Source organism: Candidatus Aquicultor sp., assembly GCA_036504445.1.
Classification (GTDB): domain Bacteria; phylum Actinomycetota; class Aquicultoria; order Aquicultorales; family Aquicultoraceae; genus DASXVE01.
This window is the reverse complement of sequence record DASXVE010000034.1, coordinates 263,406-277,633: the sequence shown is the minus strand read 5'-3', so window position 1 is coordinate 277,633 and position 14,228 is coordinate 263,406. Positions and strand designations below refer to the sequence as shown.

Below are 14,228 nucleotides of genomic sequence, written 5' to 3'. Positions count from 1 at the left end.
GAGCTAAGAACGGTCTCTTTGATGCGCTCCATGCCGGAGACGGTGTCATCGACGGCGCCTTTGCCTTTGGTTGCGACAGATGAGGCTGAGTCGACTACGTCTGCTACCTCGTTGGCGCTTGCGGTGACTTCTTCAATTGAGGATACAAGACCGTCGATACCGGTTGCCATTTCGTTGACGCTTTGCACCTGTGATTGTGCGCTCCGGGCGACCTGGCTGATAGCTTGAGCGATCGAATTGACAATGCTGACAGCGTCGGCAGAGCCCTTCGACTGCTCGGCGGCACCTGTTGCAACCTGGCTGATAGCAGAAGTTATCTGCTCGGTGGTCTGATTCATCCCATCGGAGTTTATTGCAAGCTCCTGCGAAGAGCCTGAAAGCTTCTTAGAAGTCTCCATCAGGCGGATGCTCGAGGTACGTAACGGATTTATAAGGAATAGCTTGGCAAGTAAGATTATTGCTCCTGCCATAACCAGCGACAATAGGGTCGCGATTAATATCTCTACGCTTGCGCTTGTTGCACGTGCCTGAGCGGTATCTACTACTTTCACCCCGGCAGCTTGGGCTGAATTACCAAGGCCGCCATCATATAGGTGATCTAAGAACATTCGCTCTACTTTAAGCATTACCGGAAACTGCTTTTTAACATAGCTGCTATCGGTGTAATGATCGACAATATCTTTTGACGCTGCACGATATGCAACCCACTCTTTTTCGATGGCCTCCAAAGCTTTTTGATCGAACTTTTCCTTTTTTAGGTTAGCGATGCAGGTTGATATGTCCGCCGAGCGTTTTACGGATTTCTCCACAAACCCTTTGTCCTTCAGGTACACCAAGCTCAAAATGTTTGAGCGGTACCGCTGAACGTAATAGTTGAGATTAGCGTAGTCCGTGCCTGCTGCGCTGTATTGCTCGAGCGTATCCAAGGCGTTATCAGCCGAAACGATGCCGCTGTACCCGACAAAGCCCAGGATTAAAACAGGAATAACCATAGATGTTATTGCAATCAAAAGGACGTTCCCTATTTTAAAGTTGCGAAGCATATTGCCAAGCGATTTCATTGCCGTTCCTCTCGTTAGTACGAAATATTGCGTATTTACATGGTAAGGATATCGGCACGCTTAACAGCTATCTTTACGAATTCTTCAAGAATCTGTAAACGTTTGCAATTCTTTTTATGCCTGGTTTTGCCTGATAGGGCGAGCACAACGTTGCGTGATAGGTATAGCGCTTGTAACGCTATAGTTACTCTTGTGGTAAAAGAAAAGCGAGGGTTGTTATACCCTCGCTCTGTTCCTAAAGTGTTGTAGAATCGACCGTTCTACTTTTTAGTCTCTCACTTGTTGCACTGTGCTTTTGATTCTATATCGATAAATTTTTGTACAACCGCCGGTTCCCCGGTGCCTGATTGTGCTGTTACCGTTATCGGATATATGCCAAACGGCACAGAACTGTCTATCTGCCATGTCCATGATACCAGGCCATTTTGCTCGGTTTGCTTTGCGACAAACGCTTTTTCTTCGCCTTTCCCGCCCCTGTACCCGACTTGGACCGTGCATGTCGCATCGGGCGTTGCTTTAGCGAACACGGTTATGGCGGAACCGGGATAGACCGGTGACGGCATCGAGACAATATCGACCTGCTGGCTGGTAGCTGTTTGCTCGGGAGCTACAGCTGCCGCGTTCCCGGTGTTCGTTTGCTCCTGCGCAATATTATTCGCTGCTTTCAGCGTGGAACCGCCTGACTGCGTATGCCGGGTATCGTTTCGCGCTATACATGCTGTTACCAAAATCGCCAGGATAACGATGGAGAAGATATATAATCGCAGTTTCATAGCATTATCTATCTTACACTGTTGCAATGCGCCTGTCGACAGACAGGCCGCTAATTCCAGCCGTGAAGGCGCTACCGGAGCCTTGCTTCCACCGCATCCCAATTAATGTTTTTGAAGAACGCTTCAATATAGTCAGGCCGTTTGATCCCATAATCGAGCATGTAGGCATGTTCGAATACGTCCATTATAAGGATGGGGTTGCCTCCGGCTAAGTGCCCGGCGTCATGTTCGTTGATCCAGAAATTTATCAATCCGCCGGTGACAATATCCTGATAGAGAACCGCCCAACCAATACCGCGCATAGCACCTACTGCCCTGAATTCTTTCTCCCAGGCATCATAACCACCGAAGTCCTCAGTCATTTTCTGGGTAAGCTTGCTGCCACTGTCAAGCTCACCCGCACCCCCCAGATTCTCGAAATAGTATTCATGAAGACGCATACCGTCGAATTCCCAGCCGAGCCTGCGCTTAAGCTCTGCAAATTCAGGTGTGGCAGCAGTGCCTTCAACCACCATCTTCGCGGTATCTCCAAGGAGCTTGTTTGTATTGGTCACATAACCTTGATACAGTGTAAAGTGATTGGTTAGGAGCACCTCGCTAAAGCCCTCCATTCCGATAAGACCGCTAAAATCTCTCGCCGAATATGTCATATCTGGCCCCTTTCACATGTTTGTAAGCGCCCGGTGCTGATACGCTTGGTACGTTATTATATTCCATTTTCTCAATTTTTTAATCATTCATGAGTTGTGAGATATATAAAAGGCACATGATTTCATAGCAATGCAATGACGAAGACTTAGACCTCGCCGGCCGATCAATCTACCGGTTGGCGTAAATGCGAGCTTAAATGGGTATAACCATGACGTCAAGAAGTCAAACCCGCTATAAGGGTTCGATATACGCAGCCGGAGGCACATGGCATGAAACAGCCTTTTGAGCCCTTTCAAAACCAACCCGGTATCGAAGAACCGTGGCACCTTAGAAAAGATTTTAAGGCGCTTCTCTCTATTATGACGGATATATCATCTGAGCTCGATCTTGATGTGCTCCTGCGAAAAATTATTCATCATGCGGTGAGTCTTTGCGATGCAGGATCAGGGATCATCTTCCTCGTCGATCATGAAGGCTCGGTCGTTAAGCGGTACTCGTATAATTTGCCCGAGAGCTTAACTACTGTACCGATACCCCCCGGCAAAGGTGTTTTTTACGAGGCGATTACGACCCGAAAAACCGTTATCGTCAACAACTACCAGGCATATGAGAATAAGATCGACGCCTTTGAGCGGTTTGGTATAAAAGCGGTTTTAGCAACACCCGTTTTTAGCAAACAACAGGTCATCGGCTCGATATGGGTATACACAACATCTCCTGAACGCTCATTTACGGCATATCATGCCCGCTTGCTTGAAGCGGTAGCTGCACAAGCTGCTGTCGCCATCGAAAATGCCAGACTCTATGATTTACAACGAAAACACCAACGAGAGACCGAAGAGGCTCTTAACACAGCACGTATTTTGCTCGACGCCTCGAGCATGATCGGCTCATCTCTTAGCGTCAACCAAATTATGCAAAAGCTCTCAGATATGGCGGCCAACGTTACCGGGGGGAAGCGCAACCTGGTATTGCTCTACAACCCCCGGGACACGATGCTTGACGTTGTTGCGGGACACGAGAATAGTGTCTCGACCAGCACGCGCTACCCATGTGAAGCTTTCGGGCCCGAACTTTGCTCGGTATTTAAGCCAATAACCGATGTGACGTCGGAAAGTGAAATCCCCGTCATCACCAAAGCATCACAGCAAACAAAGGAACGGCTGGGCTTTTCCCGCGCACTAATAATTCCCTTGTCCGTCGGCAACCATGCCATTGGAAGCATCATAATAGACGAGCCGGACGACAGTGAGCTTACCGGTCATGAGATAGAGCTTATAAGCGCACTTGCGCGCCAAGCTGCTGTAGCCGCTGATAATGCCCGGCTTATTTCGACATTGAGAAGATCTTCGGCCGAACTTCGCGAGCGCAGCAAAGACCTGCAAACCTTACTCGAGGTTACGCTCGATATTACCGCCGGCCTTAACTTAAACGATCTCATGTACCGCATAGCTGAGAATGCGTCCGAGATTACGGGCGCAGACGTTGCAGCCGTAGGGCTTATCGACGAGCGAACCGGCTCGTTGACCTATCCCTTTGTCTATAATCTCCCGGAAGTACTGACAACAATTCAGATTCAGACCGGATTTGGGATGACCGGCATTGTTATCGCGAGCGGTAAGCCGCTCGTCGTCGATGATTACCAGCAACTTAATCAAAAGTTAGAAGTCTTTGCAGAAGCCGGGTTGCGGGCAACCGCCATGGTACCGCTGTGGTTTCGTCACAGGGTTATGGGTACGCTTTGGGTGTCAAGTAAAGATCCCGACAAGCGGTTTAACGAACGCGATGTCACAATTCTTGGAGGTTTGGGGCGCCACGCTGCGCTAGCGCTCGAGAACGCACGGCTTTATGAGAGCCTACGGGAGTCTGAAGAAGAAGCCCAAAGTCGCGCAAGAGAGCTGTCTATCCTTAACAACCTCTCGAATGCCTTATCGCAAACACTTGAGCTCGATATCTTACTCAATACCGCAATCGATAGCTTAACCGAACTACTAGATGCAGACGGCGCGGCGATTTTCATGCTTGACGAAGCGCGCCAGGAGCTGGTCATGGTGACCGACAAGGGCTTAAGCCAACCGTTTGTTGATAAGAGCCGCCGAATACCTGTCGGAGAGCGCCTGCCCGGCATTGTCGCCAAAGAGCAGAAACCGGTCATAATTGAAAACCTTGCCGAGCATCCCGGGTTTGAGGCCTCTTTCGTATACGACCGGTTCTTTAGCCTGGTAGGGGCCCCGATTAAATCTAAAAACAAAGTTATCGGGGTCTTGGCATTCGGCAGCCGCCGGCCCGGTGAGTTTACGCAAACCGACGCGACGCTGTTAGAAGCGATCGGCAATGAACTCGGCGTCGCAATTGAGAACTCCCGTCTCTATGAAACACAGCGGCATATCTCCGAGTCGCTACAGCGGAGTATGTTGCCGTCTCGCATCCCTAAAATCGATAAGATGGATGTCGGAACGCGTTACCTATCGGCGACAGAAGAAGCGCTCGTCGGCGGAGACTTCTATGATATCTTCAACACTGGTGGTAAATATGCCATGGTAATCGGCGATGTTTCTGGTAAGGGTATCGAGGCCGCGTCGTCTACATCAATGATTAAATATGTTCTACAGTCATACTTGTACGAGAACCCGTCTCCCGCATACGCCTTGACTGAAGCAAACAAAGTCGTAAGAAGGCAAATTGAACCCGGCGTGTTTATAACGGTTTTTTGCGCGGTTTATGATCCCGCAACCGGCTCGGTGACATTTACGAATGCCGGTCATCCCTACCCCTGCCTGCTGAACCATGCGAACAAAACGTGTTCGGCGCTGACCACAAACGACCCTGCTGTGGCGATTATCGACGACTATAGCTACAGCGAAGGCGTGATAACCATGCATCCTGGCGATATATTCACAGCGTTTACCGATGGAGTGCTGGAAACCCGTAGTGAAGCCGGATTTTTTGGCGAAGAACGCCTGCAAAATGTCTTGCTTGAGAGTGTTGACCAGCCTGCTCAAGGTATTGCCGATCACATAATCGATGCATGTTTCCAATTTTCGCACGGTCATTTAACCGATGACATAGCAATCGTTGTAGTCAAGGAGTTGGTTGACAACACTTCTTGTCAGTAGCATCCTAGAGAGATATAAAAGGTCAAAGGCGGGGCACATTACGTCGATAACTCAATTATGGCTGGAACAATCAGAATAGCGCTAGCACAAATTAATACTGTCGTCGGCGATCTCAAGGGCAACGCGGAGAAGATAGCCGGTCGGACCGAGCGGGCACGACAAGCGGGGGCGCAACTTGTAGCCTTTCCTGAGCTTGCCCTCTGCGGTTACCCACCCGAAGATTTACTGTTAAAACCTAAGTTCATCGAGGACATGAAGGCAACTCTCGCGTCGCTGTTGCCGGCTTCCGAGGGTATTATCGCGATCGTCGGACATGCGCAAATGACCGATGACCTCTATAATACCGCGGCCGTTCTCTACAACGGCAAGCTTATCGCCAACTACCACAAAATATTCCTGCCAAACTACGGTGTATTCGACGAGCAGCGCTACTTCCAGCGCGGCACGGAGATTCCGGTATTTCGAGCGGATGGTTTAACCTTCGGCGTTAATATCTGCGAGGATATCTGGTTTGCCGAAGGCCCGACCAACGAGCAGGCGCTCGAGCCTGGCTGTCAGCTGGTAGTTAATATCTCGAGTTCCCCCTACTATTGCCAGAAAGGCCTACTGCGCGAAAAAATGGTCGGCATGCGGGCATACGACAACCAGGTCTATATAGCGTATGTAAATACTGTCGGCGGGCAGGATGAGCTTGTCTTTGACGGGCAGAGCCTCGTTGCGGGGCCGGACGGCACTATCATCGCACGCGGTCGCCAATTTGCCGAAGACCTGGTTTTAGTCGATCTTGATCTCTCACTTGTATCATCAAAGCACCTCTTCGACCCGAAGCGCAGGCAAAGGATGCGCAGAATTGGCGCTGATCCGGTGGCCGAATATGCTATCGATGACTTTGAAGTAGCGCCGGTACAAGAGGTTGCCGGCGCTATGATCGAGCCTAAGCTGGCGCCGGTTGCCGAGATTTACGAAGCGCTCAAGACCGGCCTGCATGATTATGTGCGTAAAAACGGCTTCGAAACGGTCGTGATCGGCATAAGCGGGGGCATTGACTCAGCTCTTACCGCTGCTATCTGCGCAGATGCGCTTGGCCCAGATAACGTGGTAGGTGTTGCCATGCCGTCCCGTTACTCGTCAAAAGAAAGCGTTGAGGACGCAGAGGCGCTCGCTCGAAACCTCGGTTTCAGGCTTCTTAATATCTCAATCGAGCCGGCGTTTGCCGCCATGAAAGCATCTCTTGCTGAAGCATTTGACGGCCTGCCGGAGGATATTACGGAAGAGAATATGCAGCCGAGAACCCGAGGCATGATTCTCATGGCGCTTTCTAATAAGTTTAACTGGCTGGTTATCGCAACCGGCAACAAGAGTGAAATCGCTGTCGGCTACACCACGCTCTACGGTGATATGGTCGGCGGTTTTGCGGTCATTAAGGATGTCCTTAAAACAACAGTGTATGAGCTATCTGAATACAGGAATTCTCTCGAGGCTCGACCGGTAATACCGGGGCGAGTTATAACAAAAGAGCCTTCGGCCGAACTTAAGCCTAACCAGAAAGACGTCGACACACTTCCACCCTACCCGATTCTCGATACGATTCTCAAAGGCTATGTTGAATCGGAGAAAAGTATGGCCGACCTCATCGCTGAAGGATTACCCGCCGACTACGTGCGCTGGGTTATCCTGAAAGTCGATCAAAACGAGTATAAGCGCCGCCAAGGACCGATCGGTATTAAGATCAGCCGGCGCGCATTTGGTAAGGACCGGCGCATGCCGATCACTAACGCCTACCGTGAACGACCGTAACCAGCCTGGATAAGCTGAGCCTCAAGTTTATCGTTAGCTTATAGGATAGCGGTAGTATTACGATCTGCAAACCTCGTATCGGTCGGGCTTCCCTGGTTAAGCATGAGCGTTCCCCCAATGTATCCGATGGATGGTGCGAGTGGCCGAAGTATAGTTTTTTCCTGGAGCGTTAACGCGACATCAGCCATTGTTCGCATCGTACAGTAGTTTTGAAGTGGTCTAGGCGGGTATAAGTTAAGCGTGATGGCCATATATCCGTTATGCTAATCTAAACGGGGCGTATATGAAAATTTTTTCTGTGAAGCCCGGCAAAAATGGCATTAAGGAAGGAAGGGCCTCTCTTGCCCGCCCACTGCTCGGTCTACTTGGTTTATGTATTTTTAGTCTTACGGTCATGCGGCCACATAGAAAGCGAAGGCACTTTTTTTATCGCAACCTGTTTGAAAACGCAAATGAGGCAATGTATCTTGTTGACCCAAACGGATGGACAATTATCGATATTAACCGGCGCGGTGAAAAACTTACCGGCTATAGCAAGGCCGGTATTAGAGGCTTGAAGGTAAGTAAACTCTTGCCATTCGATCCAGTTCAAGCAAAGCAGACATTCGAGGAAGCAATCACCAAGGGCTTTACACAAACGGTATCATGCTTTCAGCTTAGGAAACAGGATGGATCCGTGGCGACCGTTGAACTAGCCGCCTCGACGATTCCTGATAACGGAAGACCGCTCGTGCAGGTAATAATACATGACGTAACTCACCACATAGAAGCCAAACACGAGCAACAACGCGCCCTGCGTGAACTGGAAGCGATAAACGAAACCACGCTGCAACTAACGTCGAGCCTTGAGATGCCGGACGTTCTCCATAACGTCATCGAGCAAGCAACCAAGCTGCTTGAAGGAAACGCCGGTGTTATCGGGGTTTACGACCAGCGTTTGCAGAAGCTTACTAACTTTGAAGTTTATGGGCTTCCTGAAGCAATTAAAGAGCAAAATAAAGAGCTCATACAAGTAAGTTTTGAAGTCGTAGAGCTATCCCAAAAGCCCACGATCATCAATGACTATCAGTCGCGTGGCCGCTTTAGCCCTCTCGTCGAATACGGCGTTCAAGCCCTCATTGCAGCTCCGTTTCTCTTTGATAAAGAAGTACTTGGCGCCGTTGCGGTTATGAGCACATCCCCAACCAGGAAATTCAATGAGCATGATGCCTCGCTCCTATCGACTATTTCGCATCCAACTGCAATCGCCGTGCAAAACGCACGCCTCTTTAGCAAAGTTAGGGCTTCAGAACGCGAGCTTCTTGAGCGAGCCCAGGACCTTGAAAAGCTCAGTGCGGTTACGCTTGAGATTACCTCGCTGCTCAATCTCGATGATTTGTTGGCTAAGATTGCAGAACATGCAGCAGAGTTCTCAGGTGCCGATGCCGGATTTGCCGGTGTTATCGATAGGCAGAGCGGCAGAATTGAAGCACTCAGCTCATACAAACTGCCCGAGGAAACCATTGCAAGTTGCACTAAAGTCGCCAACGATATGGTTAAGAACAGTGTGCGGCTCCGCACAACGATTCAAGAAGCATCGACTAATATAAAAGATGTAGCCTCACAAAGCAGTCCCCGGGGGTTCTTGTTGGTGCCTGTACTCACGAATGGCAAAGTGACAGCTGTCATAGGCGTCTGCTTCCTGTCATCTGATAAGGTTATCGATGAGTACCATCAGAGCCTTATCGAGGCGATTGCCACCAAGGCCTCGGTTGCCATCGAGCATGCTGTTCTGCATAAACAGCTTCAGGAGTCGCTTGGGACATCTCACATACTTCTCAAAGCGTCGGAGACAATCGGCCGCTCGCTCGATATTAAAGAAACACTCAATGAGCTTGTTAACGCCGCGGTCAAGAGCACCGGCCTCGACCATTCTAATATTGGTATGTTCGACCCCGCCCATGAAGAGCTGGTCATGGCGACGAGCTACGGTGCGCTTCTGCCGGTTGGGATGCGGTTTCAGCTATTTAAGGAATGTCCTGAGGCTATGAAGCTTACGAACGGCACTCTGGTAGTTGCGGACAAAAGCGACCCATCGATATCTCCGGAGTTTCACAATTTCCTTGACCGCATTAAAACTGAATCAGCTCTGGTCATGCCCCTGATGCGAGGCAATGTGCTTCTCGGAGTAATGTGTTTTGGCAGCCGGTACACCCACCACTTTACCAACCACGAGATCGAGATCGCTAAGGGAATCGCCGGGCAAGCAACTATAGCGATCCAGAATGCGCAGCTGTACATGCAGACGAAAACTGAGCTTGAGCGTGAACGACATATCGCCGAAGCCCTGCAGCGAAGTCTTTTGCCAATGAAATTGCCGCCTATTAAGAATACCGAGCTTGGCGCTTTTTATGAATCGTCAACCAAAGAAGCGCAAGTCGGCGGTGATTTCTATGATGTTATTGCTCTACCTAACAACAAATATGCGATCTCTATAGGAGACGTCAGTGGCAAGGGCATTGAAGCGGCGGCGGCAACAGCAATGGTTAAGTGCATCATCCGGACTTTTCTTTACCAATACCCATCACCCGGTTTTGCTCTGTCACAAGCGAATTCATCGCTTAGCAGGCAACTTGGTAAAAGCACATTCGTAACGGTATTTTGCGCCGTCTATGATTATGAAACCGGGCAGATCGTATACACAAATGCCGGGCACCCACATCCCTGCCACTTTGACAGCCAAAAGAATGGATGTTTTCAGCTACCGAGCGCAGACCCCGCTCTCTGTTTGCTCACGAATTATAACTACCATGAACAAGTTGCGCACATGTCCCCCGGAAGTATGCTTGTTACCTTTACCGACGGAACTACCGAGGCACGGCGGGGGCATGAATTCTTCGGTGAGGAGCGCCTGATAAGTGTAATTGAAAAATCGGCGGCAAAGTCTGCGCAAGGTGTTGCAGACGCCATAATCCAGGCTTGCCTCGAATTTGCTGAAGGTAAACTCGAAGACGATATTGCGATTCTGGTTCTTAAGCATCGCTAGTAATGACTGTATATTGTACTTAAGCCACCTGGTTAACCTGCCGATAGTGTACCTATAGTGCAAATAAACTATAGGAATGTGTATTATGGTTAATCAAGAATTCTTGAAGCTCTGGGAATCATATAGCAGCTTAAGGCTCATCAGTGAAGAGCGTGATATCTTCCTAAAAGAATGTGAACTTATTCTGTACCTCGACGATGATATCCTTGAGATGGCTCTCAAAGTTGCATCGCAAAAGAGGAATTTCGATTTACAATACATCGAAACTGTCGGCCTTCACCTACGGCAATACCTGCATCGCCTTAATTATGAATCGATCGAGGGCGATGCCAAAGAAGAAGAGCCGCAGAAAATCCACTCAAAAAAACACCTTACGCTTATACCTGGCGGTAGTATCTAACTTACCTCTTCGATAAATGCATTTATGGAACCATTAGAGCCGGCTTTTCAGCCGGCTTTTTTATTTAACCAGCCTTTCCGTATATTGAGTGCCCTGCGGTTCTCTAGCCGAGCTCTGCCGCACGTCTGTCAGCCATAGAACGTGGATGGAGCTGTTCACCTTCTGCATATGCAGCCACAACACGAACGCGCTCGTTTGCCCTAATCTTATCTACAAGAATGAGTAGGACCAGCAAAACAAGCATCGTGTTCAATACCAACATCCCAATCGGTGTTCTGGCAAAAGCAAGCGCGCGGCCGACACCAGGTATCACAAAAACCGCTGCTCCAACCAGCCGGCGTTCATCAACCAAGACCTCATCGGTATGATTATTGCTGTCCCCCTTCGTACGCAAGTACACACTTCCGTTATCAATGCTCGTACCTATAACACGGTGGCTTATGAGCACGTTTGGCGAACGCCCATCTCTATATACGACGATTTGCCCCGGGAACACACTTTGGATATTTGCAGTTTTAAATACCATCAGCGAGCCCGCCGGCATATGTGGCTGCATGCTGTCGGTCTTAACGATGAGAAGACCTGCCCGACCACAAGCTATATAAGTGAAACCTATCAAAAAAACACCGACTAAGGTAATTGTTGCCGCACATAGAGCTTTGTCCAGCAACGTCCCCCTTCTAACTCTATCCCTTGCTGAAGCCATCAAACGGATCATAACCGCCCCCCTATCTCTAGCTTACAGGGCGCCATTGCTCTGCATTGAACTGGAATTTCGCCGTGGCTGTTGTTTCCTCATCGACGTCGGCTTCTTGCGGTATCCATACCTTGAAATTCACGATTCGCCCATTGTTGGGGCCCCCGCCCGCAACACCTTCCTGCTTAGCAAGCCAACCGGTTGCCATAGAACTCAAAGGACCCGACCAAACCTCGTTGGTCGTTGTGTCTTTAACTTCAACCATCACCGCATTCCATAGTTTAGTACTTGTGCCGGTCTGACGCACAGCCTGTACCTTATAGAAAAACTTGGTCGGCTTTCCGCTGAACACTGTTACCGTACATTCCTGGGCCGGCCCCCCGGGCATAATACCGGAAAGCTGCATAAACGGCTCAGGATCGGTCCCTAAACACATCGCCCCCGATGTGATGGTGTTATCCATGTTCTCGGCCTCTGCCGTCATATACGCGAACACACCACCTACAAGCATCGATGCCACCAGCGTAATCCCCAAGAGCACCACCATTAGCTTCTTCATCCGCTTACCCCCTTTTAAATATAACTAATTGCCGCTTGCTGTTTACCGCTTACCACCTGCTGCTTGTCTCTAACCACTTCCCATTATTCTCTGGAATTTACTCACTGCTTTTTCGTTTGCTTGTTGTGTGTCGTGATCTGTTTGCGGGCTTAGATCAGTATCATTAGGCGCCTATATGCTTTAGCACAAATGCATCGTAGCGCATCAGCGTATAGGAGTCAAGCGATTCTACTAAGGTTTTATTGCATAGTTAAAGAGACTTGCCTGCGGCTGCATGGCGCTAAGCGATTGGGCCGGTTAAGGTCTTGAGGTGTTTGTGGTTTGTAAGAGTTTCCAGCTTATAAGACATCGCTAATATGTGCGAGAATATCTGCGATATCGCGGTAAATCTTACCGGCGCCTGCCGATTTGAGCGTGGCTTCGGGATATCCCCCGGTTATTACTCCTATGGTAAACATCCCGGCAGCGACACCCGCTTTTATATCATGGGGACTATCGCCTACTACAACTGCGTGCTCCGGGCTTACATTGAGCTCGGCGGCGGCTTTTAGGAATATCTCCGGATCGGGCTTTGAGCGTTGTGTGTCTTCACCTGTTACCACTGCATCCAGCATGGATTTGATGGAGAGCAGGTCGCTATAGTAATCGGCGTCACGGCGTATGGTTGAAGTTGCAAGCGCCGTTTTTATGCCGCGTTCTTTAAGGAGCGTAAAGAGCTCTTTCACCCCGGGAAACGGTTTAACGGCAGGTAGATACTGCTTATATATCCGCCATTTCTCCTCGACAATGGTTTGGGCCGCGTCTTGCCCTGCTTCCGGCAGAAGTGCTTGTGCTATTTCGACGGCACGTCTACCTATCTGCGGCTGGATATCATCCGCATATAACTCTATACCGGACTTCTCGAACGCCTGCATCCAGGATTGTATATGAAACATGGTCGTGTCGACGAGCGTACCGTCGATATCAAAAATAAAAGCCCTTATATCCATTATTAAATCCTTATGTTCTGCTATTGCCATCGGCTATAAGCAAGTATACCGTATGCTATGCAAACGCCCATATATCATAAATACTTTTCCGGATTACCTGTTCGTACCGAGAGTGGACTATGCGGCGGCGCTTTGAACGGCCAGATCATAAATTTCTTGTGCCAGGTGACGTATAGTATCGGAGCCCTCGACCTCGGTGCGCCAAGAAAGAGGAATGCCTTGAATACCCAGGTGCGCGCCTGCAAAGGCACCGGCAATAGCGGCAGTCGTATCCGTATCGTTTCCCGCATAGATTGCGTGGTAGACAACCGTTTCAAAGCTCCCCGGATTTGCTAAAAAGCTGTAGAGAGCACTTGGAACGGTCTCGACTACATAACCGCTGGTTCCAAGCTCTACAAGCGCATCGTCCACCGGTGTTCCTTGTTCAAGAAGCTTCTGGGCAGCTTCGAGTTGTAGCAGTATATCGGATGGTTCGAGAAATTCCACGGTTGACGGAATTAAATCCCGCAGATCGTTGATATTGCTGACCAGGCGCGATATAACATACGCAACCGCAATGCTACCCTGTATGGCTTCATGATTGTTGTGGGTTATAATTGCGTCGTTTCGTGCGTCTTCCCGGAGCTTAGCAGAATTGCGCATGTCGAGTAGTCCAATGGGTGCAACCCGCATGGCGGTACCGTTTCCGGCAGCCCAATCCGCTTTTATGCCGCTCGAACGCCAATCCGCGCCCTCTTTCAGGTTGGCGAGAGCCTGCTGCGTCGTGCTTCCAATGCCCCGCCAATCGCCGGAATCATACCATGCCAGGTAACTACTCGCGGCCCGCTCAGAATTAAAATCGCCGGCATTGGCAATGCTTTTGGCAAGCGCAATTGCCATTTTGGTATCGTCTGTCCATTTACCGTCGCTCCAGCGCCATATTTCATCAAGAAAATCACCCATGCCCAAGGTGGCACGCCGGACCGACTCCGTGGAATACCCCTCCAACCGTGAGCCAAGCGCATCCCCTATGGTCAGGCCAAATAAACATCCGACGAATCTATCTCGCACACTTATCACGCTTTATGCCTCCGATACTCGTATAGAGTGAGTATACCCGAAATGCAAATGCCATATTAACCTTACCTGCGCTAAATTCGCTTTTTAAGCGCAAAAAGAAG

At 49.7% G+C, this 14,228-nt stretch carries 11 protein-coding genes; 4 read left to right on the top strand and 7 right to left on the bottom strand.

Features of this window, described 5'->3' with window-relative positions:
• From VGK02_12450 to VGK02_12440, 3 genes are all read right to left on the bottom strand, one after another.
• The coding region (locus VGK02_12450) for a methyl-accepting chemotaxis protein (protein ID HEY3375848.1) at positions 1–1,061 on the bottom strand (1,061 nt) is incomplete at its 3' end.
• 275 nt (positions 1,062–1,336) lie between these two features.
• Complete coding sequence (locus tag VGK02_12445; GenBank protein ID HEY3375847.1) at positions 1,337–1,834, bottom strand: hypothetical protein; 498 nt, start codon at positions 1,832–1,834, stop codon at positions 1,337–1,339.
• 71 nt (positions 1,835–1,905) lie between these two features.
• Positions 1,906–2,484: a Fe-Mn family superoxide dismutase gene (locus VGK02_12440; protein HEY3375846.1), complete on the bottom strand. Its 579-nt coding sequence runs from the start codon at positions 2,482–2,484 to the stop codon at positions 1,906–1,908.
• Between the two features lie 270 nt (positions 2,485–2,754).
• Here VGK02_12440 and VGK02_12435 point away from each other — a divergent pair, with 270 nt between their 5' ends.
• The 4 genes from VGK02_12435 to VGK02_12420 all read left to right on the top strand — a co-directional run bounded on the left by VGK02_12435 (position 2,755) and on the right by VGK02_12420 (position 10,823).
• Positions 2,755–5,601, top strand: coding sequence for a GAF domain-containing protein (locus VGK02_12435; protein HEY3375845.1), 2,847 nt, complete (start codon positions 2,755–2,757; stop codon positions 5,599–5,601).
• Between the two features lie 57 nt (positions 5,602–5,658).
• A complete protein-coding gene (locus VGK02_12430; GenBank protein ID HEY3375844.1) occupies positions 5,659–7,398 on the top strand; it encodes an NAD+ synthase in 1,740 nt (579 codons plus the stop codon).
• A 283-nt stretch (positions 7,399–7,681) separates the two neighbouring features.
• The gene (locus VGK02_12425; GenBank protein ID HEY3375843.1) at positions 7,682–10,423 is read left to right on the top strand and encodes a SpoIIE family protein phosphatase; all 2,742 of its coding nucleotides are present in this window, start codon (positions 7,682–7,684) and stop codon (positions 10,421–10,423) included.
• Positions 10,424–10,508: 85 nt separating this feature from the next.
• Entirely contained in the window at positions 10,509–10,823 is a 315-nt protein-coding gene (locus VGK02_12420; protein ID HEY3375842.1) for a hypothetical protein, read from the top strand.
• A gap of 103 nt (positions 10,824–10,926) precedes the next feature.
• Here the strand turns inward: VGK02_12420 and VGK02_12415 are convergent, their stop codons facing one another.
• The 4 genes from VGK02_12415 to VGK02_12400 form a co-directional block, all read right to left on the bottom strand.
• Positions 10,927–11,529 carry a signal peptidase I gene (locus tag VGK02_12415; GenBank protein HEY3375841.1) on the bottom strand — a complete coding sequence of 201 codons (603 nt, stop codon included), beginning with the start codon at positions 11,527–11,529 and terminating at the stop codon, positions 10,927–10,929.
• Positions 11,530–11,557: 28 nt separating this feature from the next.
• A complete protein-coding gene (locus VGK02_12410) occupies positions 11,558–12,079 on the bottom strand; it encodes a TasA family protein (protein HEY3375840.1) in 522 nt (173 codons plus the stop codon).
• A gap of 338 nt (positions 12,080–12,417) precedes the next feature.
• Positions 12,418–13,068, bottom strand: coding sequence for an HAD family phosphatase (locus tag VGK02_12405; protein ID HEY3375839.1), 651 nt, complete (start codon positions 13,066–13,068; stop codon positions 12,418–12,420).
• A gap of 117 nt (positions 13,069–13,185) precedes the next feature.
• Entirely contained in the window at positions 13,186–14,127 is a 942-nt protein-coding gene (locus VGK02_12400) for an ADP-ribosylglycohydrolase family protein (protein ID HEY3375838.1), read from the bottom strand.
• Positions 14,128–14,228: the final 101 nt, after the last annotated feature.

Coding starts and splice junctions, on each gene's coding strand:
- VGK02_12440 (HEY3375846.1), bottom strand. CDS start 2,484: ATGACATATTCGGCGAGAGATTTTAGCGGTCTTATCGGAATGGAGGGC.
- VGK02_12435 (HEY3375845.1), top strand. CDS start 2,755: ATGAAACAGCCTTTTGAGCCCTTTCAAAACCAACCCGGTATCGAAGAA.
- VGK02_12415 (HEY3375841.1), bottom strand. CDS start 11,529: ATGGCTTCAGCAAGGGATAGAGTTAGAAGGGGGACGTTGCTGGACAAA.
- VGK02_12445 (HEY3375847.1), bottom strand. CDS start 1,834: ATGAAACTGCGATTATATATCTTCTCCATCGTTATCCTGGCGATTTTG.
- VGK02_12405 (HEY3375839.1), bottom strand. CDS start 13,068: ATGGATATAAGGGCTTTTATTTTTGATATCGACGGTACGCTCGTCGAC.
- VGK02_12410 (HEY3375840.1), bottom strand. CDS start 12,079: ATGAAGAAGCTAATGGTGGTGCTCTTGGGGATTACGCTGGTGGCATCG.
- VGK02_12425 (HEY3375843.1), top strand. CDS start 7,682: ATGAAAATTTTTTCTGTGAAGCCCGGCAAAAATGGCATTAAGGAAGGA.
- VGK02_12420 (HEY3375842.1), top strand. CDS start 10,509: ATGGTTAATCAAGAATTCTTGAAGCTCTGGGAATCATATAGCAGCTTA.
- VGK02_12430 (HEY3375844.1), top strand. CDS start 5,659: ATGGCTGGAACAATCAGAATAGCGCTAGCACAAATTAATACTGTCGTC.